Origin of the sequence: Isoptericola haloaureus, from assembly GCF_036689775.1 — a bacterium.
Lineage (GTDB): Bacteria > Actinomycetota > Actinomycetes > Actinomycetales > Cellulomonadaceae > Isoptericola > Isoptericola haloaureus.
Genome location: NZ_JBAGLP010000116.1, coordinates 57,928 through 79,780, shown reverse-complemented (window position 1 = coordinate 79,780; position 21,853 = coordinate 57,928). Strand labels below are relative to the sequence as shown.

Here is a 21,853-nt window from a genome sequence, read left to right as displayed (position 1 = left end):
TCTTTTTCTCATCCGGCCACTAACCACCGTTCGAACGAGCCAGCGGAGAAGAGTCGTCGTTGCCGACCTCGCCGCAGACCTGGAGAGACGATGTCCACCGCAGCTTCTCTGCCGCTTGACAAGCACTCCTTCGCTCTCGGGGCGCTCGGCGGTCTGCCCACACTGGCCGCTTTCGCGATCGTGGAGCGGATGCATCGCCGCGTCGTCGAGAACCGCATGACTTCGGATCCTGGTGAGGCGGGTGAGTCCCCTCTGCCTCCGGAGCCTCCACTCTTCGCCGGTCGTCGCAGCTTCTCCTCCGGCGAGACCGGGGTCTCCTTCGAGACGCTCTTGGTCCCCTACCTCCGCGGGGCTCGGCGGGTCGTCATCACCGACAAGTACATGTACTCGCTGCCTCAGATCCGCAACCTGCGCGAGCTCGTCGCTGCGATCGCGGCTTCTGGGGTCGGCTTCCCGATGGACGTCGAACTTGTCACTTCGGAGTCCGACCCCTCGGGCCTGCGGAACCAGTTCAGGCGTCTCTCAGAGGTGCAGGACTTCGCGAAGTCGGCCGGGATCCGCTTCTCGGTCACGTTCCAGAACCCCTCCGAGATGCATCCGCGGTTCATCGAGTCCGATGCGGGCTGGGTAATCGACCTTGACCGCGGCCTCGACATCTACCGGCCAGGCCCGCCTGCTCTCCGACCGGAGCAGCGAAGGGTCCGTACATTCGTCGTCAACTACACACGCGACGACGCATGACCGTGCTCAGCTCGCCTGCGACGAGTTGCCCTGCGCTCGGCGCCTCGCCCCTCCCATTGAGCCATGCCCGATACCTGTTGATTGCCCCCACAGCCGAACCGAACTGAGGACGACAATGGTGCTTCCCATCGTGATCGCCGCATGGGCGATCACTGCAGCGACCGGCGCGGCTGGCATAGGAGCCGGCGGCAAGGGCGTCATCGACATGAGCAAGGCCAAGTCGATCGCCGGCCAGGCGGAGACGACGTATGAGGACGCGCTCTCGACGCACGAGCAGCGGATCGCTGACACCGACACACGCATCGCGTGGCTGGGGCAGGCCCAACAGGACGCCGTCGAAAGCGTGTGCGAGCGCTTCACACGATGGCTCCACGAGCACGAACAGCAGACTCGGTTGCACGACCGCGGTATCGCGGCAGGAATCGCAGCTCAACAACGCGTCGTCGACCGTCCGGGCGTAGTGTCGCTCAACGCAGTTAACGTGGTCTCCGGCGGCCTCCAAGCAGTCGGCCTCGGAGTCGCCGCACGGCTCGGGGCGGTTCAGGCCGTCAAGCAGATCGGCGTCGCCTCCACCGGAACGGCCATCAAGACCCTCAGCGGCGCTGCTGCTCAGAAGGCCACACTCGCGGCGCTTGGTGGCGGCGCGATTGCCGCCGGCGGTGGCGGTATAGCGGCCGGTGCGACAGTGCTCAACGTCGCGACCGTCGGCCCAGGCGTCCTCGTCGCCGGCATCCAGCTGAACAAGAGCGGAAGCAAGGCCCTGACCGAGGCGACGGCCTACTCCGCGCGAGTTGACGTGGCGGTCGCCGAGATGGAGCGCCAGGCGTCCATCCTCACGGGCATCGACGCACGCACGTCCGAACTGACCGTGGCACTCCGATCCATGCGCCGGAGGGCAGAGCGCCACATGGACGAGCTCGAGGCAGTCGACTTCGACCCTCACGTCCACGCCGAGTTGTTCGCCACTGTCCTGGCGCTCGTCAAGGGCGTCGCCGAACTCGTCGGCGCACGCGTCATCAACGAACAGGGCGAACTCGACCCCGAGTCGGCAGGGCTGGCCGTCAAGTACCGCACCAAGGCGAGGAGCTGAACAATGACCAACGAAGCCCAGATCGGTGAGATCCTGCGCGGAAAGGCAGCCCAGCTTGCCGTGCCGGTCGACGCGGTCGCCGCCGTACGCGAGATCGCCGCGCTGGTCCAGGACGCGTGGAAGTTCACCGAGATCGAGAAGACCAAGCGCGCCGAAATTGAGGCGAAGCGAGTCTCCGCAACCCGCAGCATCAAGGCCTCCGAGCGAACGATCCGGACCTATCTGGAGCACACGTTCACCGAGCGGCGCGACACCATCCAGACGCTCTTCGCCGGAATCGACACCGCGCTAGTGAGCGGTGACAACGAGGCCCTGCGCACGATGGTCGGCGGGGTAATCGACCTGGCACGTCAGTCACCAATTGGTCCGGAGATCCGAGACCTCACTGCTGCGTTCGGTGACCCGATGCACGTCTGGGAGATCTAGGCGAGATGACCAACTTAGCCCAGGTGACCACGACGGGGCGACGGCGTGTAGCTCCTCGAGCTAGAGCGCGGCGGTCGAGGCGTTCGCCGTCGACGGCGGTTTGTGCGCCAACTGGTGGATCATCTCCAAGCAGCGCGTCTTGCCACTGCGCTTCTCAGGACTCGTCAGCACCAGGCGTGGGCCGAAGTCGACTCGGGAGGACGCAGTAGCAGCACAAGGAGTCGCGGACATCTTCGAGGATCTTGGTCCGTTCGCGTCGTAGGGCGCCGGGGTTGGCCACGGCTGGGTCCTCCCGGCGTTCGGGTCCGGCGTGATCTGGTCGACGGCGCGACCGAGCTGGTAGGTGCCGAGCCAGAACGAGTCCGCCGCCCACGCGTCCGGGTCGGGCTTCGCGTCGGGGACGTCGCCGGCGAATGCGTACTCGGCGTTGGACAGGTTCACGCAAGCGTTCTTGACCAGCGCGACCCACTCGGCGCGCTGATCGCTGTTCATGCGCTCCAGCGCTGCCAGGACGTCTGCCGTATCGAAGGTGGGCGTGCTCATGCCGCACCGCCGCTCACACCGCGGGTCACCTCGGCACCGGTCCGGGCGACGGTGAAGCGCACCCGGACGTGCCTGGCGGGGTGGGTGAGCGCGTCGGTGGCGCAGTCGAGGCAGACGGCGTATCGGTGCTCGCGGTCGACGGCGATGAAGGTGACGGTCCCGACGGCGGCGGCGTCGCACGAGTCGCAACGGCGCGCGAACGGCAACCCCCTGTTTCTCTGGGTCCTCATGGCCCTGGATCCCTCCGGTCGTGACGGGTGTCGAGGCGGATGCCCCTCGCCAGAGGAATGCCTGTCCCACGGCCGCGGAGTAACGCCGCATGGACACATCCGGGTCTGCCCGGGTTCGTCGTCGACCCATAGAGTTCAGGTTCGCCTGTTACTCCGACGGCCCTCGGGAGGCATTCCCGGGTGTGAGGGAGGTTCCCTCGCCGGCACTGCTGGTGCCGGCAACAACGCCCTTGGGGGAGAGATGTCGAGGAATGAGTCGATCACCGCCAGCCAGGTCGCCCCACTGCTCTACCGGGTCGAGGAGGCTGCCGAGGTGCTGCGCGTCGGGCGGACCGTCGTCTACGAGCTGATCCGGTGCGGTGCACTGCGCACCGTCAAGGTCGGTACCCGCCGCCTCGTGCCCGTCGAGGCGGTGCGTGAGTACGTCGACAGCCTCTCGGACGGTGCAGCGTGACCGAGCAGTCGAAGAAGCCGCCGCGTCGCTCGCGGGGCGAAGGTGGCGTCTATTGGAACGAGAAGCGGCAACGCTGGGTCGCCACCCGGGTTGTCGCCTACGACGACCGTGGCAAGGAGGTCCGCAAGACGGGCTACGGCAAGTCGCGCTCGGCGGCAATCGATGCTGTGCGTAGGCTCGTCCGCGCCTACGAGAACGGCGTCCCGCCGGGCGCCGAGAAACTCACCGTGCGCGACGCGGTCGACGACTGGCTCCGGTACGGCCAAGGTCAGGTCGATGAGAGCACGGTCAAGACGCGTGCCTACTTGTCCGCGCACGTCGTAGACGGCCTTGGCGACGTGCTGCTCAGGAAACTGACGACCAAGCACGTCGAGGCGTTCCTGGCCGAGCTGGCAAAGACCCGCTCGACGCGCACGGTCGCTGACGTCAAGGCGCAGTTCAACAGCGCGATCAAGCGTGCCGTCGCGCGCGACCTCATCGAGCGGAACGTCGTCGAGTTCGCAGTGACGCCGAGAGGGCGTGCCGGGCGGAAGTCGAAGTCCCTGACAGAGAGGCAGGCGCTGGATGTCCTCGAGCTGACCAAGGGGCACTGGATGTACCCATACATCGTCGTGTCGATGCTCGTCGGCATCCGTACCGAGGAGATGCGTGCCCTGACGTGGAACCACGTCGACCTCGACTCGAACCCACCCGCGATCGAGGTTTGGCGCTCCGTGCGGACATCCGGGGACACCAAGACCAAGAAGTCCCGGCGCACCCTCGCCATCCCCGACGTCGCGGTCCAGGCTCTGCGCAGGCGTCGCCGTGAGCAGGAAGCGGACCGCGCCAGGGCCGGGTCCGACTGGGCCGGGACCGGCCACGTGTTCACGGCGTCGGTCGGCACTCCGCTCGACGCCGCGAACGTGCGTCGCGCGTTCCGGTCCGCGCTCAAGCTCGTCCCCTCGGTGGATGCCAAGGAGTGGACGCCGCCCGAGTTGCGCCACTCCTTCGTCTCGCTGATGTCTGCCGGGGGAGCGGCCGTCGAGCAGATCGCACATGTCGTCGGGCACTCCGACACCTCGACCACAGAGCGCATCTACCGCCACGAGCTGCGCCCGGTGATCCACACCGGGGCGACGTTCATGAACGAGTTCGCCGGCATGGAGGTGGTCAACCCCGAGTGGCACATGGACCCGTTGTTCAAGATGCCGGGGAACGGCCAGGTGCGACAGGCGGACGATGGCGGGTGACAGACGGAGCATCCGGGGATGAGGGCTCGATCGTCGCGGACGATCGAGCCCTCGTTGCCTGGAGTGGGGATGCTGCAACTCGCGCCAGCGGTCCGCCGCAGACCGTCCAGACGCGCCGGAGTCCCGGGCCGTAATGAAGCAGTTGATGAAGCACCCCGGTTCCGCGGCGCTCGAGGCAAAGCGAAAGGCCCCCTGCTCTCAGCGTTTCCGCTGGTCAGAGGGCCTTCCGGCTGGTCGGGGTGACAGGATTTGAACCTGCGACCTCTTCGTCCCGAACGAAGCGCGCTACCAAGCTGCGCCACACCCCGAGGGACTGCACCCGCACCACGACGACCCGGCGAACCGGATCCCTCGTGCGGAAGCCTGCTCAGAATAGCCGACGATGGCCCCGGAACGAAAACTCAGATCCGGCCCCGTGCCGTGAACGTGATCAAGGTCGCTTCCGGGCGGCACGCGAATCGCACCGCGGCGTACGGCGAGGTCCCGGCGCCGGCCGAGACGTGCAGCCAGGTCGAGTCCTCGCCACCCGGTTCGTCCGGCCGCGGGCCGGGCCAGCCGTGCAGCCCCTTGGCTCGCCCGCGGTCGAGGTCGCAGTTCGTGACCAGCGACCCGTAGAACGGCACGCAGAGCTGGCCGCCGTGGGTGTGCCCGGCGATGATCGCGTCGGCGTCGTCGGCGTGCATCTGGTTCAGCACGCGCCGGTACGGGGCGTGCGTGACGCCCAGTCGCAGCGTGGCCGGCTCGCCGTCGGTCCCGGCCGTCGGCTCCGGGAAGACGTCCCGGTCGAGGTGCGGGTCGTCCACACCGGTCAGGGCGACGCGTCGCCCTTGGACGTCGACGGTGTCCCGGCGGTTGGTGAGGTCGGCCCACCCGGCCTCGCGCATCGCCGTGACCATCCGCTCCCACGGCAGGTCAGGGGTGTGCCGCACCGGCCCCCGCGCGTCCGGGAGCAGGTAGCGCGCCGGGTTCTTGAACGTGGGGGAGTAGTAGTCGTTGGACCCGAGGACGAAGGCACCGGGCCGGTCGAGCAGTGGCTCCAGGGCGTGCAGCAGCGGGTCGACGGCGTCGTGGTGCGCCAGGTTGTCCCCGGTGTCGATCACGAGGTCGGGCTCCAGGGCGGCCAGGGACCGCACCCACTCGATCTTGCGATGCTGGCCGGGCGTCAGGTGCAGGTCGGAGACGTGCAGGACCCGGAGGTCGCGCTCGCCCGGGGCGAGCACCGGGACGGACACACGGCGCAGCGCGAAGAGCTTGGTCTCGAGGTGCGCGTAGGCCAGTCCGGTGACGCTCAGGGCGGCGAGGCCGCCGACCAGGGCGCGGGGGCTCAGTCCTCGCTCCCGCTGTCGTCCTGGCCGTTGCCGTTGCCGCCGCCCTGGCCGCCACCGTTGCCGGGGTTGTCCCCGCCACCGGAGGAGTCGTCGTCGGAGGACCCGCCGGAGTCTCCGCTGTTGCCGGGGTCGGACGACGAGCTGTCGTCGTCGGAGTCGTCGCTCGACGACGACGGCGGAGCCGGCGGTGCCGGCGGCGTGCCGATGAGAGCTGGATCGGGAGCCCCGAAGTCCTCCACCGGCATCCCCTCCACAGCCTGGTCCATGAAGGTCTTCCACGTCGGGGCCGCGACGGTCGAGCCGTACAGGATGTCGTAGTACTCGCCGGCGACGGTGCCCGGACCGGTGTGATCCTCGTTGGGGTTATCGACCGATCCCACCCAGACAGTCGTGGCGAGCTGCGGGACGAAGCCGGAGAACCACGTCTGCGCCGACTTCTGGGACGTGCCGGTCTTGCCGGCCACCGGCCTGCCGTCGTCGAGTCCGCCCACGTAGTACGCCGTTCCCCGCGTGAAGACATTCTCCATCGCGTGGGCCATGGTGGCCGCGACGTTGCTGGGCAGCGCGTTCTTGTCGCAGTCGGCCTGCGGAACCTCGTACTCCTCGCCACGGGGTCCGGTGACCTCGGTGATCGCGACAGGGGAGCAGTAGGTACCGCCGGAGGCGATGGTCGCGTACATCGCCGCCATGTTCAGCGGCGAGGACTCCTGGGTACCGAGCAGCATCGGCGCGAAGATGTTGATGTCGCTCTGCTTGACCTGCGTGGTCTTCAGCGGCCCCCGCGGCCGGTCCTCCGTGGGGAGGCTCGTGCTGGTGGGACGGAATCCCATCTGGTACGCCGTGCTGCGCAGGTTGCACAGGTTGAGCTGGGAGCCCATGTCGGCATAGGCCGCGTTCACGGACAGGTAGGTGGCCCTCAGCACGCTCATCGGTCCGGCGGAGCCGCCTTCGGCGTTCCCGACCGACCACTCCTCCGACGGAAGTGGGCTGCACGGTGCGTTGAACGTGCCGGTGTCCCAGGTCCGTTCGTCGGCGTTCACGATGTCGTTGAGGGTGCGTCCGCTCTTGAGCCACTCGGCCAGGACCACCGGCTTGAAGTTCGAGCCGGGCGAGAAACCACCGGAGGCACCGTGCACGTAGTCGGCGTTGAAGCTGACCGTCGTGTCACGACTGGCGTTGTTGGCAGCCTTGGTGCCCGTGTACGGCACGTTCTGCGCCATCGCCACGATCTTGCCGGTCCCGGGTTCCACAGAAACGATGGACGCTTCGAGACTCTCGCTGCTGCCGTCCTCGGGCACGGACTGCTTGATGGTCTTGAACGCCGCCCGCTGCTTCTTCATGTCCAGCGTGGTGTGGATGTCCAGCCCGCCGCGGTACAGCAGCTCCTGACGGTCGGCCCGGGTCTCTCCGAAGGCCTCGTCGAGCAGCAGCTCCTTGATGACGTAGTCGCAGAAGAAGGCCGAGTTGTTCGCCGTCTGGCAGCCGGCCGGGGACGGCGTGACGTTCAGCGTCTCCTCGACGGGCTGGTCGAGCGCGTTGTCGCGCTGGTCCAGCGAGATGTACCCGAGGGAGTACATGTTCTTGATGACCAGGTCACGGCGCTCCTGGGCCAGCTCGGGGTTCCGCGTGGGGTCGAACAGCCCGGGCGCCTTGGTGATCCCGGCGATCGTCGCCGCCTGCACGACGTTCAGGTCGGAGGCCGTCGTGTCGAAGTAGTAGCGCGCCGCGGCCTCCACGCCGTAAACGCTCGCGGCCGCGAACTGGGCGACGTTGAGGTACCCCTGCAGGATCTCGTCCTTGGACATGCGCTCCTCGAGGGCGATCGCCATCTTCGCCTCGCGGAGCTTGCGGTCGATCGTCGACTCGTGGGCGGCGATGACTCCGAACTGGTCGCCGTCCTGCAGCGCCGCCTCGATGAGCACGTTCTTGACGTACTGCTGGGTGAGCGTGGAGGCGCCCTGCGTGTCCTCGCTGGTGAGGTTGTTCACCACGGCGCGCGTGATGCCCTGCGCGTCGACGCCGTTGTGCTCGTAGAAGCGCTCGTCCTCGATGGCGATCACGGCGTTCTGCATGTGCTCGGAGATCTCGTCGAGCGGCTTGACGATGCGGTTCTGGTAGTAGAACGTCGCGAGCAGCTTGCCGTTGGAGGCGTAGATCCGGGACTGCTGGGACAGCGGCCTCGGCTCGAGCTCGGCCGGCACCTCGTCGTAGATCTCGACGGTGCTGTCGGCCATCGCGTTGACGCCTGCGACCGCCGGGATCACGAAGCCCGCCGCCAGCACGCCGCCGGTCCCTGCCGCCAGGAGGAAGGCGAGCAGCAGCGCGACCATCTGCGTGGCCGGGATCGTGCGCGTGATGCGACGGGAGTCGCGAGAGTCAGGAGCCGCCATGTTCCCAGCCTAGATGGTCGGTCCTCGCTGTCGCGCCGGGGACTCGGGGCGCGTGTGCAGGTCCTGTGGAGTCGTGGTCGCGGGGTCGTGCCGACGTTCACGGGAAACATGCTCGGGCTACCATCGGCCGCATGGCTACCACGTGGGAGTACGCGACCATCCCCCTGTTGATCCACAACACCAAGGCGATCCTCGATCAGTGGGGCGCGGACGGCTGGGAGCTGGTGCAGGTCGTGCCGGGTCCCGACAGCGCGAACCTCGTCGCCTACCTCAAGCGCCCCTCGGGTGAGTGAGGCCGGCGTGAGCATCGACGACCGCCTGGCCGAGCTGGGCCTCGCCCTGCCCGACGTCGCCGCGCCCGTCGCCGCCTACCAGCCGGCGGTGCGCTCGGGGCAGTACGTCTACACGGCGGGCCAGCTGCCCTTCGTGGACGGCACCCTGGCGACCGTCGGCAAGGTCGGCACCGAGGACGGGCTCGTCGACCCCGCGACGGCTGCCGACCTGGCCGCGACCTGCGCCCTGAACGCGCTGGCCGCGGTGCGCAGTGTCACGGGCACGCTCGACGGGGTCCGCATCGTCAAGGTCACCGGCTTCGTGGCCAGCAACCCGTCCTTCACGGGACAGCCCGCCGTCCTCAACGGCGCCAGCGAGCTCCTGGGCCGGATCTTCGGCGACGCGGGCACCCACGCCCGCTCCGCCGTCGGCGTCGCGGTGCTGCCGCTGGACGCGCCGGTCGAGGTCGAGCTGATCGCCGAGCTCACCGACTGAGTCGAGACATCTGACGCGGGCGGTGACGCGTCCCGCTGCTGAGGCGGATGGTGACGCGTCCCGGCGCGCGGCCGCGTTCACGGGCGCTGCGCGCCCTCCACTTCGGGCCTGACGGCCGCGCGACGGGACGCCCCACCACCCACCCGTGTGTGCTCACCGGGCGCCGCGCTCGCCGCGGACTGCACAGCAGGCGGAGACGACAGACCCCCGGACGCCGTCATCCACCCCGAAGTGGAGGCCGCCCAGCGGCCGTGAACGTGACGGCGTCCGGGGGTCTGTCGACGCCCGCGGACGACCAGGACTCAGCGCGCGCGGCGCTCCAGCCGGTCCATGTCGAGGAGCACGACCGCGCGGCCCTCGCGCCGCACCCAGCCGCGCGTGGCGAAGTCCGCCAGCGCCTTGTTGACCGTCTCGCGCGAGGCGCCGACGAGCTGGGCGAGCTCCTCCTGGGTCAGGTCGTGCGCGACGCGGACGCCCTCGTCGTTCGGCTCGCCGAAGCGCTGGGAGAGGTCGAGCAGGGCCTTGGCGACGCGGCCGGGGACGTCGGAGAACACGAGGTCGGCCAGCGTCTCGTTGGTGCGGCGCAGGCGCCGGGCGAGCGCGCCGAGCAGCGTCGTGGCGACGTTCGGGTGCGCGGCGACCCACTGCACGAGGGCCTGGTGACGCAGCTCGTAGCACAGCGCGTCCGAGACGGACGAGGCCGTGGCCGTGCGGGGGCCCGGGTCGAACAGGGACAGCTCGCCGAACATCTCGCCCGGGCCCAGGATCGACAGCAGGTTCTCCCGTCCGTCGCTGGAGCGGCGCCCCAGCTTGATCTTGCCCTGCGCGATCACGTACAGCCGGTCGCCCGGTTCGCCCTCGCGGAACAGGACGTCCCCGCGGCCCAGCTCGACGGGGATCATCGACTCGAAGAGCGCCTTCGACTCCTCGCTGTCCATGTCGGCGAACAGGGGGGCGGAGAGCACGACGGTGTCGTCCACAGCATTCCTCACGTTCTCGGGCCTCTGCCCGGTCGGGGCGAGGCGCGTGTCTGACAAAATGTGTTCCAGGTCTCAGTCTGCCTCACGCCAGGGCATCGTGCCTGGACGCGACGTGTCGGAGTGACGTCCGGGTGAACGATCGGCAGTGTCCGCGCGTTCCGCGACTCGGCCCCCGTTCCACCGTCGGAGGCTGGGGATACGCTGCCCGCATGGTCGAGACGTCGCAGCAGCCTACCCCCACCGGGGAGTCCCGTCTGGCCCTCGTCCGGCGGGCGCGGCGCATCGACCGCGTCCTGGCCGAGACCTACCCCGACGCGCGGGCCGAGCTGGACTTCACCACGCCCTTCGAGCTGCTCGTGGCGACCGTGCTCTCGGCGCAGACCACCGACGTGCGGGTCAACGCCACGACGCCGACCCTGTTCGCCCGCTACCCGGACGCCGTTGCGCTCGCCGCGGCCGACCCGGCGGAGGTGGAGGAGATCCTGCGGCCGCTCGGGTTCTTCCGGGCCAAGACGCGCTCGGCCGTCGGCCTGGCGCAGGCGCTGGTGGAGCGGCACGACGGCGAGGTGCCGCGTCGGATGACGGACCTGGTCGCGCTGCCGGGCGTCGGCCGTAAGACGGCGAACGTCGTGCTCGGCAACGCCTTCGGCATCCCCGGCATCACCGTGGACACCCACTTCGGACGGCTCGCGCGGCGGCTGGGCTTCACCCGGGAGGAGGACCCGGTCAAGGTCGAGCACGCCGTCGGCGAGCTCTTCGAGCGCAAGGACTGGGTGATGCTCAGCCATCACCTCGTCTGGCACGGCCGCCGGGTCTGCCACGCGCGTCGTCCGGCCTGCGGCGCGTGCCCGGTGGCGCGCTGGTGCCCGTCGAACGGCGTCGGCGAGACCGACCCGGTGGCGGCGGCGAAGCTGCTGCGCCCCGGCCCGCGCGGCTGACGGTCAGCGCTGCTGGTCGGCCAGCCAGTCGAGCAGCAGACCCGTCACCGCCGCGGGCGCCTCCTCGGCGAGGAAGTGCCCCGCGTCGTCGACGACCTCGAACCGGAAGTCGCGCGCCACGGCGGCGCCGTCCAGGTCGGCGGTCTCGCGCCGGAGGAACCCGTCGGCCGCCCCGTGCAGCTGCAGCACGGGCACGTCGATCCTGCGCCGGAGCGCGGCCAGGTACCGCCGGCCCGCCGGGTGCGCCGACGTCCGGGACAGCCAGCGCAGCGTGTCGACGGCGCTGTGGGCCGCGAAGGGGATGCGCAGCACCTCGCGATAGCGGGCGACGGCCTCGGCGTCGAGCGGCCGGTCGGACCCCGCGTCGAGCAGGCTGGGCACGCCGTCGCCGTCCTGCAGCCGCCGTTCGAGCACGCCGGGCAGCTGGGCGGCGGCGAACAGCCGTCGGGCGGCCGGGGTGAGGATGCCCCGGCCGGGCACGTGCAGCCGCGCCGGGTGCGGTGCGCCGAGCGCTGCCACGCCCGCGGTCACCCCCGGCTGGAGCGCGGCCATCGCCCAGGCGAGCGCGCCGCCGGTGCCCGCGCCGACGACGACGGCCCGGTCGTGGCCGAGGGAGCGGATCACACCGGCGACGTCCCGGGTGCGCGTCGGGACGTCGCGCCCCGACGGCGGCTTGTCGGAGGCGGCCACGCCGCGCAGGTCGAGCGCGGCGACCTGGACGCCGGCCTCGGCCAGGGCGGGGATCTGGTGGCGCCAGGCCCACCAGAACTGCGGGAAGCCGTGCAGCAGCACCACGAGCGGTGCACGGTCGCCGTGGGTGGGCCGCGGGCCGGCGGAGGCGACGTGGAAGCGGGAGCCGTTGGCGGCGACGAACTCGTGCCGCCACGGTCCGTCGACCAGGGCGCTGGAGTAGTCGGCGGCGTCGGACATGGCGGTCACGGCCGCAACCTACCGGGTCAGCCGCCGGAGGACACCTGCGGCGAGCCGGGGGCGTCGCGGTCCGTCCCGCCGCCGGAGGACTCGCCGGCCGTGGACGCGGCGGGTTCCTCGCGAGGCTCCTTGGGCGGGTCGAACCGGTAGCCGACGTTGCGCACCGTGCCGATGAGCTGCTCGTGCTCGGGACCGAGCTTGGCGCGCAGCCGCCGGACGTGGACGTCGACCGTCCGGGTGCCGCCGTAGTAGTCGTAGCCCCAGACCTCCTGCAGGAGCTGGGCGCGGGTGAAGACCCGGCCCGGGTGCTGCACGAGGTACTTGAGGAGCTCGAACTCCTTGTAGGTCAGGTCGATCGGACGGCCGCGCAGGCGTGCCGTGTACCCGCCGGCGTCGATGGCCAGCTCGCCGGCGGAGATCTCCTGGGGCGAGTCCTCGGTCGGGCCGTGCGCGGACCGCTCGACGACGAGCCGCAGCCGTGCCTCGACCTCCGCGGGGGAGGCGGACTCGAGCAGCAGGTCGTCGGCGCCCCACTCGTGGTTGACGACGGTCAGGCCGCCCTCGGTGAGGATGAGCACCAGCGGCACCGTCAGACCCGTGGCGTGCAGCAGACGGCAGGTGGTCCGCGCGGCGACGAGGTCGCGGCGGGCGTCCAGCAGCACGACGTCCGAGTCGGGAGCGTCCACGAGTGCCGAGGGCTCCATGGGCAGCACGCGCACCTTGTGCGAGAGCAGGCCCAGCGCTGGCAGGACCTCGACCGAACCGCCGGTCGCCGGCGTCAGGATCAACAGTTCGGCCACGTGCACTCCTCCCGAGACGGGTTGACGTCAAGGTACCCTGCCGCGCCCCGCAGGTCACAACGTCTTGGCATGGGAGACTCGTCGTCGTGACCGTGACCTCCCGTGCCGTGACGACGGCCGTGCTCGCCACGCTCGTGGCGGCCGCGGCCTACCTGGGGCCCTGGTGGACGGTCGGCGCGTCCGCGCTCCTCGTCGTGCTGCTGGCGGTCGGCTGGGCGCCGCTGCTGCGGCTGCCGGCCGACGGCGCGACGTCGACCGTGGTGCTGCTGGCGGGGCTCGGCGGCCTCGCCGTCACGTGGTTCACCGAGGGCGAGCCCGTGCTGCGCAACCTGCCCGCCGTCATCGCGCTGTCGCTGGTGCTGGCGTTCGTGGCGCAGATGCTCCGCAGCGGCGGGCGTCCTCGCCTGGTCGAGTCCGTCAGCGGGATGACCGCCGGCGTCGTCGTCTCCGTCGCGGCCGCCGGCTGGCTGGCCACCTCCGGCACGGACGCCGGCGCAGGGCTGGTCGTGACCAGCGCCGTCGGGCTGGCCGTCGCGTCGGCCGTGGCGGCGCTGCCCGTCGCCGGCGGCTGGATCGGGTCGCTGCTCGCCGTCGCGCTGGGCGGGGCGGCCGGTGCCGGTACCGCGTCGGCGCTGCGCGAGGTGGAGCCGGTCCACGGGCTCGTGGTCGGGCTGGTGGCCGGTCTGGTCTCGGCGGCGCTGCGGCTGCTGTTCGAGCGCCAGCCGGCGCTGCAGCGGTGGCGGGCCGGCGTGGCGGCCGCTGCTGCGCCGGTGACGATCACCGGGATGCTGGTGTTCGTCGTGGGCCGCACGCTGCTGTAGCCGGTCCGGGGCGCTCACGAGGTCTTGCGCACCGCCTCGCCGGCCAGCTCGATCCGGACCGTCTTGGCCACGAGCACGCCGCCGGTCTCCAGCGCCACGTTCCACAGCAGCCCGTACTTCTCGCGCTCGAAGTCCGCGGTCGCGCTGAACCCGAAGATGTTGTTGCCGAACGGGTCCGCGCCGGCGCCGCCGAACTCCGCGTCGAGCGTGATCGGGTGGGTGATCCCGCGGATCGTCAGGTCGCCGTGCAGGAGGAACTTCGCGCTGGTGCGGTCGGCGGCCGGGCCGACCTGGGCGCTGCGGCCGGGGGAGCGTCCCTTGAGGGCCGCCCAGGAGAAGATCGGGTCCGGCTCGGCGCGCCACTCGATCCCGGTGGAGCGGAACTCCATCGTCGGGTGGTTCTCCACGTCCAGGAAGTCGGCGCTGCGCAGGTGCGTGTCGCGGTCCTCGTTGTGGGTCGTGATCGACGTCGTGTCGATGATCGCGCCGACGGACGACGCCAGCGGGTCCTCGGCGACGTGGATGCGCGCGGTGCCCCGGCTGAACTCCCCGCGCACCGGGCTGACCATCATGTGCATCGCCTGGAAGCCGATGCGCTTGTGCCCCTCGTCGAGGTCGTACGTGCCAGGTGCCGGGATGACCAGGTCGTTCCAGGTCCGGGTCGGGGCGTCGGTCATCGTTCCTCCTGAGGGGGCCGGCGTCGCCGGGCAGCGTCGTGGACGGGCGTCGTGGACAGTCGTCGAGGTCCCGGTCGGGGCCGCGTAGTCTCCGGGTCGTCGACGGTCGGGAACATTCATGCAAACCGATATGTTCCCACCCGACGGTGATCTGAAGGAGGCCATCGCATGACCGCACAGTGGACAGCCCTCGTCGCGCTGCTCGTGGTGACGACCGTGCTGGGACTGGCGTGGCGCTCGGCGCAGGGCCGGGTGCGCGCCACGGCGCCGTCCGGCGATGACGACGCCGACGCACGCTGGACCGACGAGCTCGCCGCCCAGGGGGTCGCCCCCGGTGAGCGCGTGACGTTCCTGCAGCTCTCGGCGGAGGTCTGCTCGGCCTGCCGGTCCACCGCCCGGACGCTCGGGTCGCTGGCCGCCGAGGAGCCGGGCGTCGTGCACCTCGAGATCGACGTCGACGACCGTCCCGACCTGGTGCGTCGCGCCCAGGTGCACCGCACCCCCACCGTGCTGGTGCTGGACGGCACCGGTGCCGAGGTCGCGCGCGCCTCGGGCGGCATGACGCCGGCGCGCGCCCGCGAGGCGCTCGGTAGCGTGGACGCCGCACCCGTCCCCGGGAGGACCGCATGAGCCTCGAGACCTCGTCCCCGCCACGGATCGACCCCCGCGGCCCCCGCGTGGGTGCGGGCATCACTGCGGTGCTGCTGGCCGTCGTCGTGCTCCTGGGCACGACGACGTCGGCGCTCGTGCTGCTCACCGTCGTCGCGCTGAGCTTCGTTCCCGGCGCGGTCCGCGGTCCGCAGGCCACCTGGCAGGGCTGGGTCTTCCGGACGCTGATCCGTCCGCGGCTGGCCCCGCCCGAGGAGCTGGAGGACGTCCGTCCGCCCCGCTTCGCCCAGACGGTCGGGCTCGTCGTGACCGCGGTCGGCGTCGTGGCCGGCTGGGCCGGGGCGCTCGCCGTCCTGCCGTGGGCCGCCGGGCTCGCGTTCGTCGCCGCCGCGCTCAACGCCACCGTCGGGCTGTGCCTGGGCTGCGAGCTCTACCTGCTGGGACGGCGGCTGCGCCGCGCCTCCTCCTGATCCGCGCCGGTCAGTAGACGAGCGCCTGGGCACCCGGGCGCAGCGACTCCTCGACGAACACGGGCGCGCCCGCGACGCGCACGCCGTCCAGGACGTCCTCCGGTCCGATGTCCCGTCGGGCCGCGCACTGGGAGCACACGGTCACGGTCCCGGTCGCCAGCACGGCCTCCAGCAGCTCGGCGGCCGGGGCCGCGTGCTCGAGCGCCAGCTCGTCGGCGCGGCCCGGCACCCCGAACCACGCCGCCTCGCCCGTGAGCCAGAGGGACACGTCGACCCCGGCGGCGGCGGCCGCGGCGGCCACCGTCAGGGCCTGGTTCGCGGCTTCCGGGCGATCCGTCCCGGACGTCGTCTTGACGACGAGCGAACGCTGCGTTGTGGTCTCGGTCATACGTGGACCCTAGCCCGACGCCGATGGGTACCATCGAGGCATGTCGATCCACGCGCTCGAGATCTTCTTCACCAGCCTGCTGGTGGTCACCGTCGGTGTGATCACCTGGTTCGCGGCCTACGTCGTCTACAAGCTCTTCCACGGTCAGCGCTGATGCCGTTCACCTTCCCCGAGGGGCTCGCGCCCGAGGTGTACCCGCTGGCCTGGCTGGTCGGCCGGTGGACCGGGGGCGGTGTCATCAAGTACGAGGGCATCGAGGAGACGGAGTTCCGCCAGGAGCTCGTCTTCGACCACGACGGCGGACCGTACCTGCGGTTCGAGTCGACGCTGTCCGTCCGCTCCGGCGCCGCCGCGGACGGTGAGACCACCGACGGTCAGGTCGGCGAGGGCGCCGCCTTCGACACCGTGTGGTCCACCGAGACCGGCTACTGGCGCGTCGCCTCGGAGCGCCCCGAGGGGCTGGGCGAGAACCAGCACCCCCTCGAGGTGCTCGTCACCGACGCCTCGGGGCGGCTCTCGCTCTTCCTCGGCGTCGTCGGCGACGGCCGCGTGGACCTGGCCACGGACTTCGTCGCCCGCACCTCGACGGCCGCCGAGGTCACTGCCGCCAAGCGCCTCTACGGCAACGTCGAGGGCCGCCTGCTCTGGGTCGAGGAGCTGGCCGCCTTCGGCCACCCGATGGGGTCCTACGCGTCTGGAGAGCTCGACCGCGCATGACCTACCGCAGCCCCCTGCTGAACCGCACCGGCGCCGTCGCGGCGTCCGGACCAGACGCCGGCGTCGCCTGGCACTACGGCGACCCGGTGGCCGAGCAGCGCGCCCTGGCGCGCGGCGGGGCCGTCGTCGACCAGTCGCACCTCGGCGTGGTGCGGCTGACCGGACGCGACCGCCTGAGCTGGCTGCACTCGATCACCTCGCAGGACGTCGAGCACCTGGCCCCGCGCACGTCCACCGAGCTGTTCGTGCTCTCCCCCCAGGGGCGCACGGAGCACGCCGTGGCGCTCGTCGACGACGGCACGTCGACGTGGTTCATCACCGAGCGCGACCACGTCGAGCCCCTGGTGGCCTGGCTCGAGCGGATGAAGTTCATGATGCGGGTCGAGATCACCGACGTGACCGACTCCTACGCCGCGATCGGGGAGCCCGTCGACGCCGAGGGCACCGAGACCGAGCCGGTGACCTGGCGCGACGCCTGGCCCGAGGTCGTCGGCGGCGGCACCCGCTACGGCCCGCCCGCCGCCGAGCACCCCGGTGCCGACCGCGACTGGCGTCTGGTCCTCGTCCCGCGCGAGCAGCTCGCCGACGCCGTGGCCGAGCGCGAGGCCGCGGGCTGGCGCCTGGCCGGCACCTGGGCCACCGAGGCGCTGCGCGTGGAGGCCTGGCGGCCGCGGCTCGCCCGCGAGGTCGACGACCGCAGCGTCCCGCACGAGCTCGACTGGCTGCGCACCGCCGTCCACCTGCACAAGGGCTGCTACCGCGGGCAGGAGACCGTCGCGCGGGTGCACAACCTCGGTCGTCCCCCGCGCCGCATCGTCATGCTGCACCTCGACGGCTCCCAGCACGTGGTGCCCGAGGCCGGCGCCGAGGTCCGCCGTGACGGCCCGGACGGCAAGGTGGTCGGGCACGTCACGACCGTGGCCCGCCACCACGAGCTCGGCCCCGTGGCGCTCGCCGTGGTCAAGCGCAACGTCCCGACCGACGCCACGCTCGCCGTCGTCGGTCCGGTGGGTGCCGGCGAGGACGCCGAGCAGATCGCCGTCGCCGCCGCCCAGGAGGTCGTGGTGCCCGGCGAGGGCGTCTCCGCCGACCGGCCCGCCGCACGCGGGGAGACGATGCGCGGGCTGTCCCCGCGGGGTACCGACGGGGCCCAGAGCCTGCTGTGACCACGCGGTGAGGGCCGGGCCGGACCCGCGCCGGGCGGGCGCCGCCGCCGGCACGGCCGTGCGGAGCCTGCTGCGGCGGATCCGGCTCCGCCAGGGCTGGGCGCGGGTGCGGACCGGGTTCTGGCCCATCGTGCAGGCCTCGCTGGCCGCCGGGGCCGCCTACGGGATCGCGCACCTCCTGCTCGGGCACGCCCAGCCCTTCTTCGCGGCGGTGGCCGCCTGGGTCTGTCTCGGCTTCTCGTTCGACCGCGAGCTGCGCCGGGTGGCCGAGGTCGCCGTCGGCGTGGCCGTCGGCGTCGGGATGGGCGAGCTCGTCGTCGAGGTCATCGGCTCCGGCTGGTGGCAGCTCACCGTGGTGCTGCTCGTCTCCGCCCTGCTGGCGCGGTTCATCGACCGCGGGCCGCTGCTCGTCACGCAGGCGGGCGTCCAGGCGATCGTCGTGGTGGGGCTGCCGCTCGCCGTCGCCGCCGACGGCGCGTTCGGCCGCTGGACCGACGCCGTGATCGGCGGTCTGGTCGCCCTGGTGGTGACCGTCCTGACGCCGGGGGACCCGCGGCGCCGGCTGCGGGTCCAGGCGGCGAACGGGACCGGTGAGCTGGCCGAGACCCTCGAGTCGATCGCCCGCGGGCTGCGCGCCCGGGACCTGGACGAGCTGGGGGCGGCGCTCGTGCGCGGCCGGGCGAGCGAACCGGTGCTGGCCGAGTGGCGTGACGGGGCGCGACGGTCCGCCGAGATCGCCCAGGTGAGCGTCAACCGCGGCCACTGGGCCGAGTTCCGGCTGCTGGCCGAGCAGGCCGTGCTCCTGGACCGGGCGATGCGCAGCGTGCGGGTGCTGGCCCGGCGCGCCCCGACCGTCGTCGGGCCGGACGGCTCCTGGCCGGACGTGACCGCCGCCGCCGATCTCGTCGAGCGCTACGCCGGCGGGGTGCGGCTGCTGTCGACGGCGCTCGGGGGCGGAGGGTCGATGGAGGACGCCCGGGCGCTGCTGCTCGAGGTCGCCGCCGCCTCGGACCCTCGGCTGGTCGGCGGGGACGACCTCGGCGTGGCCTCGTTGGTGGTGCTGCTGCGGGCTCCCGTCGTCGACACGCTGGAGGCCGCGGGCGTGCCCGGGGGAGAGGCCCGGGCCGCGCTGCCGGAGCTCTGACCCCGCCGCGCGACGCCGCTGTGGGCGTGAAATCTGCAGCCGGACGCGCGCCGAGGCTGCAGATTTCATGCCCACAACGGGGCGGCGAGGCGGTGGTGCGGCGAGGCGGTGGTGCGGCGGTCCCGGGGATCAGGGGGCCGGGTCGGCCGCCTGGTGGAACAGGATCGACTCGACCTCGGCGGCGATCTCCTCGACGTCCGGCTCGTGGTCGTGCCACTCCCGCACGATCTGCTGCAGCCGGCGCCGCTCGCTCTCGCGCAGCACCTCCGCCGCGAGGTCCGTCTGGTCCGTGGCCACGACGGTGTCCCCGTCGAACCGCAGCAGGCCGCGGGCGGCGAGCCCCGTGGCGACGTGCCGCACGGTGGCGACGGACGCCCCGCTGCGCTCGGCCATGACGGAGACCGCGCGGCGGCGCTTCAGGGAGACGCGGGTGACCATCCACGCCTCCTCGGGCGAGAGGTCGGCGTCGGCGGCCGTGACGGCGTAGACCCGCAGCGGGTCGCGCACCCCCACCCGCCGCCACAGGATCATGCGCAGCTCCTCCAGCGAGGTGCGCGCGGCCGGGAGCGCGAAGGCGTCCCCCGCGGCCTGCCCGGCGACGTCCGTCAGGTCCGCCTCGCGGGTGGCGGTGCGCAGCTCCACCTGGGGCAGCAGCCAGGACAGGGCGAAGGCGACGACGGCGACCGGCACCGCCCACGCGAAGACCGTCTGCAGGGTGTCGGTGTAGCCGTCGAGGAACCACTCCTGCACCGGCGGCGGGCACTGGGCCAGGGTCTCCACCGACGACTCCAGGGTCGCCGGCCCGCACGGCCCGGTGGCGCCCGCCGGGGGAGCGGCGGTGAGGTTGGCGGCGAGACGGTTGGCGAAGACGGTGCCGAAGACGGCGACGCCCACGGCGGACCCGATCGTGCGGAAGTACGTGGCACCGGACGTGGCGGTGCCGAGGTCGCGGTAGGCGACGGCGTTCTGCACGGCGATGACCAGCACCTGCGTGACCATGCCGAGCCCCGTGCCGAGCACGAACATGCTCAGGCCGGCCTGCGTGGTCGTGGTCGTGCGGTCCATCAGCGACAGCAGGAACAGCCCGACGGCGGTCACGGCCGTACCCACGACCGGGAACACCTTGTACCGGCCGGTGCGGGTGATGAGCTGGCCGGAGCCGATCGAGGTCAGCAGCATCCCGAGCATCATCGGGGTCATCTCCAGCCCCGACACGGTCGGGGAGGATCCCTTGACGGTCTGCAGGTACAGCGGCAGGTACGTGATGGCGCCGAACATCGCGAACCCGACGACGAAGCCGACCACAGCAGCGACCGAGAACACCCGGTTCGTGAACAGGCGCAGCGGCAGCACGGGCTCGGCGGCGCGCCGCTCGACGAGCACGAACGCGACGATCCCGACGACGGCGACCGCGCCGGTGAGCAGGACCTGCGGCGAGCCCCAGCCCCAGGCGGTCCCGCCCAGGCTGGTGACGAGCACGATCGCCGTCGACACCGTGGCGAGCAGCACGATGCCCGCGTAGTCGATCCGCGGCCGCGCCCGCGGCGTGATGGGCGGCAGCACGACGGCCACCACGACCAGCGCGACGACCCCGATCGGCACGTTGACGTAGAACACCCACTGCCACGACAGGTTGTCGACGAACCAGCCGCCCAGCAGCGGGCCGGCCACCGAGGCGACGCCGAACACGGCGCCGAACAGGCCCTGGTAGCGCCCGCGCTCGCGCGGGGAGACCACGTCGCCGATGATCGCCTGGCTCAGCACCATCAGACCGCCGCCGCCCACGCCCTGCAGCGCGCGCCAGGCGATGAGCTCGCCCATCGACCCCGAGGTCCCGCACAGCATGGATCCGCCGAGGAAGATGCCGATGCACACCAGGAACAGCACCTTGCGACCGAACAGGTCGCCGAGCTTGCCCCACAGCACCGTGGTCGCGGTGGTGGCGAGCATGTAGGCCGTCACGACCCAGGACAGGTGCTCGGCGCCGCCGAGGTCGCTGACGATCGTCGGCAGGGCGGTGGCCACGATCGTCTGGTCGAGCGCCGCGAGCAGCATCGCGAGCATGAGCCCGCCGAAGACCGCCCAGACCCTCGACGAGGGCAGCACCGGTGGGTCGTCGGTCCGTGCGGTCGTCACCGGGTCGCCCTCCCTGGGTCGCCTCGTCGGCAGCCTGCCACGCGCGCCGGCGGGGCGCGCGGGGAGCGGCACGAGCAGGTCCAGGGGCGCCGACCTACCTCCGACGGGCCGGACTGCGGTAGCGTCGTCGCTCATGGACGTCCCCGTGAGCACGCTGCGCGCCGAGCTCAAGTCGTGGATCGAGAAGGCCCGCGCCGGCGAGGAGGTCATCATCACCGAGCGTGGCGTTCCCGTCGCCCGCCTCAGCGGGGTGCAGAGCGCCGACCTGGTCACGCAGCTCGTGCGCGACGGGCTGGTCTCCCCGGCGGACCAGCCGCGTCCCGAGCACCAGGTGCCGACGACGGCGGAACCGGCCGGGGCGGGCAACGGCTCGTCCCGAGCCGCCTCCGGGTCCGGTCTGTCGGGTCTCGTCCGCCGCATCCGGCGCTGACCGGGACGGGAGACCGCGATGGCCCTCGTCTACTTCGACGCCAGCGCCCTGGTGAAGCTCTGCGTCCCCGAGGCCGGCTCCGAGCTGGCCAGCGCGCTGTGGAACCGTGCCGACCTCGTGGTCACCTCGCGGCTGGCGGACGTGGAGCTCCGCGCGACGCTGGCGGCCGGCCTGCGTGCCGGCGTGCTCGACGCCGCCGCGCACGAGGAGGCGGTCGCCCGGTGGGAGGAGCTGTGGCCCGCCCTGCACCGGGTGGAGCTCACCGAGGAGCTGGCCGAGCAGGCCGCCGTGCTGGCGGCCGGGCCCGCACCCCTGCGCGGCGGCGACGCCGTGCACGTCGCCGGCGCGATCGCCGTGACCCGGGACGGCGGTCTGGTCGCCGCCTGGGACGACCGGGTGGCCGCCGCCGCGCGGAGCCACGGACTGCACGTGCTGCCGTAGCCTGGGC

At 72.0% G+C, this 21,853-nt stretch carries 26 protein-coding genes and 1 tRNA gene; 16 read left to right on the top strand and 11 right to left on the bottom strand.

The genetic code is table 11. The annotated features are described in order from the left end of the window. The first annotated feature begins 90 nt into the window (after nt 1-90). From V5O49_RS05835 to V5O49_RS05825, 3 genes are all read left to right on the top strand, one after another. Nucleotides 91-741: an MIT C-terminal domain-containing protein gene (locus V5O49_RS05835; RefSeq protein ID WP_332901405.1), complete on the top strand. Its 651-nt coding sequence runs from the start codon at nt 91-93 to the stop codon at nt 739-741. Nucleotides 742-856: 115 nt separating this feature from the next. Beyond that, nucleotides 857-1,831, top strand: coding sequence for a hypothetical protein (locus V5O49_RS05830; protein ID WP_332901404.1), 975 nt, complete (start codon nt 857-859; stop codon nt 1,829-1,831). Nucleotides 1,832-1,834: 3 nt separating this feature from the next. After that, complete coding sequence (locus V5O49_RS05825) at nt 1,835-2,257, top strand: hypothetical protein (protein ID WP_332901403.1); 423 nt, start codon at nt 1,835-1,837, stop codon at nt 2,255-2,257. A gap of 60 nt (nt 2,258-2,317) precedes the next feature. Here V5O49_RS05825 and V5O49_RS05820 read toward each other — a convergent pair whose 3' ends face one another. Together V5O49_RS05820 and V5O49_RS05815 are read right to left on the bottom strand one after the other, a co-directional pair. Continuing rightward, nucleotides 2,318-2,800 (bottom strand): hypothetical protein, encoded by a 483-nt coding sequence (locus tag V5O49_RS05820; protein WP_332901402.1) that lies wholly within the window; start codon nt 2,798-2,800, stop codon nt 2,318-2,320. Beyond that, nucleotides 2,797-3,030: a hypothetical protein gene (locus tag V5O49_RS05815; RefSeq protein ID WP_332901401.1), complete on the bottom strand. Its 234-nt coding sequence runs from the start codon at nt 3,028-3,030 to the stop codon at nt 2,797-2,799. Before V5O49_RS05815 ends, V5O49_RS05820 begins: the two co-directional genes overlap by 4 nt. A gap of 241 nt (nt 3,031-3,271) precedes the next feature. Here V5O49_RS05815 and V5O49_RS05810 point away from each other — a divergent pair, with 241 nt between their 5' ends. Beyond that, entirely contained in the window at nt 3,272-3,484 is a 213-nt protein-coding gene (locus V5O49_RS05810) for a helix-turn-helix domain-containing protein (protein ID WP_166850833.1), read from the top strand. Next, nucleotides 3,481-4,713, top strand: coding sequence for a site-specific integrase (locus tag V5O49_RS05805; RefSeq protein WP_332901400.1), 1,233 nt, complete (start codon nt 3,481-3,483; stop codon nt 4,711-4,713). The genes V5O49_RS05810 and V5O49_RS05805 overlap by 4 nt, the downstream gene beginning before the upstream one ends. Nucleotides 4,714-4,944: 231 nt before the next feature. On the opposite strand, the gene V5O49_RS05800 is transcribed toward V5O49_RS05805, so the two are convergent. The 3 genes from V5O49_RS05800 to V5O49_RS05790 all read right to left on the bottom strand — a co-directional run bounded on the left by V5O49_RS05800 (nt 4,945) and on the right by V5O49_RS05790 (nt 8,431). Next, nucleotides 4,945-5,021, bottom strand: a tRNA-Pro gene (locus V5O49_RS05800). A gap of 93 nt (nt 5,022-5,114) precedes the next feature. Further along, complete coding sequence (locus V5O49_RS05795; RefSeq protein WP_332901766.1) at nt 5,115-6,041, bottom strand: metallophosphoesterase; 927 nt, start codon at nt 6,039-6,041, stop codon at nt 5,115-5,117. Continuing rightward, nucleotides 6,038-8,431 (bottom strand): transglycosylase domain-containing protein, encoded by a 2,394-nt coding sequence (locus tag V5O49_RS05790; protein ID WP_332901399.1) that lies wholly within the window; start codon nt 8,429-8,431, stop codon nt 6,038-6,040. Before V5O49_RS05790 ends, V5O49_RS05795 begins: the two co-directional genes overlap by 4 nt. 131 nt (nt 8,432-8,562) lie before the next feature. Here V5O49_RS05790 and V5O49_RS05785 point away from each other — a divergent pair, with 131 nt between their 5' ends. Then, entirely contained in the window at nt 8,563-8,724 is a 162-nt protein-coding gene (locus V5O49_RS05785; RefSeq protein WP_171245625.1) for a Sp36 family protein, read from the top strand. A 7-nt stretch (nt 8,725-8,731) separates the two neighbouring features. Further along, entirely contained in the window at nt 8,732-9,199 is a 468-nt protein-coding gene (locus V5O49_RS05780) for a RidA family protein (RefSeq protein ID WP_332901398.1), read from the top strand. A 302-nt stretch (nt 9,200-9,501) separates the two neighbouring features. Here the strand turns inward: V5O49_RS05780 and V5O49_RS05775 are convergent, their stop codons facing one another. Continuing rightward, nucleotides 9,502-10,179: a Crp/Fnr family transcriptional regulator gene (locus V5O49_RS05775; protein WP_278235469.1), complete on the bottom strand. Its 678-nt coding sequence runs from the start codon at nt 10,177-10,179 to the stop codon at nt 9,502-9,504. 209 nt (nt 10,180-10,388) lie between these two features. Here V5O49_RS05775 and nth point away from each other — a divergent pair, with 209 nt between their 5' ends. After that, nucleotides 10,389-11,117 carry an endonuclease III gene (nth, locus tag V5O49_RS05770; protein WP_332901397.1) on the top strand — a complete coding sequence of 243 codons (729 nt, stop codon included), beginning with the start codon at nt 10,389-10,391 and terminating at the stop codon, nt 11,115-11,117. 3 nt (nt 11,118-11,120) lie between these two features. Here nth and V5O49_RS05765 read toward each other — a convergent pair whose 3' ends face one another. Then, a complete protein-coding gene (locus V5O49_RS05765; RefSeq protein WP_332901765.1) occupies nt 11,121-12,047 on the bottom strand; it encodes an alpha/beta fold hydrolase in 927 nt (308 codons plus the stop codon). Between the two features lie 26 nt (nt 12,048-12,073). Continuing rightward, complete coding sequence (locus V5O49_RS05760) at nt 12,074-12,847, bottom strand: winged helix-turn-helix transcriptional regulator (protein ID WP_332901396.1); 774 nt, start codon at nt 12,845-12,847, stop codon at nt 12,074-12,076. Between the two features lie 86 nt (nt 12,848-12,933). Here V5O49_RS05760 and V5O49_RS05755 point away from each other — a divergent pair, with 86 nt between their 5' ends. Beyond that, a complete protein-coding gene (locus V5O49_RS05755; RefSeq protein WP_332901395.1) occupies nt 12,934-13,668 on the top strand; it encodes a hypothetical protein in 735 nt (244 codons plus the stop codon). Nucleotides 13,669-13,682: 14 nt separating this feature from the next. Here the strand turns inward: V5O49_RS05755 and V5O49_RS05750 are convergent, their stop codons facing one another. Then, nucleotides 13,683-14,345 (bottom strand): YceI family protein, encoded by a 663-nt coding sequence (locus V5O49_RS05750; protein WP_332901394.1) that lies wholly within the window; start codon nt 14,343-14,345, stop codon nt 13,683-13,685. 168 nt (nt 14,346-14,513) lie between these two features. Here V5O49_RS05750 and V5O49_RS05745 point away from each other — a divergent pair, with 168 nt between their 5' ends. Further along, complete coding sequence (locus V5O49_RS05745) at nt 14,514-14,975, top strand: thioredoxin family protein (RefSeq protein WP_332901393.1); 462 nt, start codon at nt 14,514-14,516, stop codon at nt 14,973-14,975. After that, nucleotides 14,972-15,424, top strand: a complete 453-nt coding sequence (locus tag V5O49_RS05740; RefSeq protein WP_332901392.1) for a DUF4395 domain-containing protein — start codon at nt 14,972-14,974, stop codon at nt 15,422-15,424. Before V5O49_RS05745 ends, V5O49_RS05740 begins: the two co-directional genes overlap by 4 nt. A 10-nt stretch (nt 15,425-15,434) precedes the next feature. Here the strand turns inward: V5O49_RS05740 and V5O49_RS05735 are convergent, their stop codons facing one another. Next, nucleotides 15,435-15,812, bottom strand: a complete 378-nt coding sequence (locus V5O49_RS05735) for a DsrE family protein (RefSeq protein WP_332901391.1) — start codon at nt 15,810-15,812, stop codon at nt 15,435-15,437. Between the two features lie 153 nt (nt 15,813-15,965). Here V5O49_RS05735 and V5O49_RS05730 point away from each other — a divergent pair, with 153 nt between their 5' ends. Genes V5O49_RS05730 through V5O49_RS05720 form a run of 3 tightly spaced genes read left to right on the top strand, consistent with a single transcriptional unit; the run spans nt 15,966 to nt 18,839 of the window. Next, the gene (locus V5O49_RS05730; protein WP_332901390.1) at nt 15,966-16,529 is read left to right on the top strand and encodes a heme-binding beta-barrel domain-containing protein; all 564 of its coding nucleotides are present in this window, start codon (nt 15,966-15,968) and stop codon (nt 16,527-16,529) included. After that, nucleotides 16,526-17,695: a CAF17-like 4Fe-4S cluster assembly/insertion protein YgfZ gene (gene ygfZ / locus V5O49_RS05725; RefSeq protein WP_332901389.1), complete on the top strand. Its 1,170-nt coding sequence runs from the start codon at nt 16,526-16,528 to the stop codon at nt 17,693-17,695. Before V5O49_RS05730 ends, ygfZ begins: the two co-directional genes overlap by 4 nt. Nucleotides 17,696-17,702: 7 nt before the next feature. Next, nucleotides 17,703-18,839: an FUSC family protein gene (locus tag V5O49_RS05720; protein WP_332901388.1), complete on the top strand. Its 1,137-nt coding sequence runs from the start codon at nt 17,703-17,705 to the stop codon at nt 18,837-18,839. A gap of 129 nt (nt 18,840-18,968) precedes the next feature. Here V5O49_RS05720 and V5O49_RS05715 read toward each other — a convergent pair whose 3' ends face one another. Beyond that, complete coding sequence (locus V5O49_RS05715) at nt 18,969-20,975, bottom strand: MDR family MFS transporter (RefSeq protein ID WP_332901387.1); 2,007 nt, start codon at nt 20,973-20,975, stop codon at nt 18,969-18,971. A gap of 133 nt (nt 20,976-21,108) precedes the next feature. Between V5O49_RS05715 and V5O49_RS05710 the strand changes: the two genes are divergently transcribed. Both V5O49_RS05710 and V5O49_RS05705 read left to right on the top strand, forming a co-directional pair. Next, nucleotides 21,109-21,405, top strand: coding sequence for a type II toxin-antitoxin system Phd/YefM family antitoxin (locus V5O49_RS05710; RefSeq protein WP_278235457.1), 297 nt, complete (start codon nt 21,109-21,111; stop codon nt 21,403-21,405). Between the two features lie 18 nt (nt 21,406-21,423). Continuing rightward, entirely contained in the window at nt 21,424-21,846 is a 423-nt protein-coding gene (locus V5O49_RS05705; RefSeq protein WP_278235456.1) for a type II toxin-antitoxin system VapC family toxin, read from the top strand. Nucleotides 21,847-21,853: the final 7 nt, after the last annotated feature.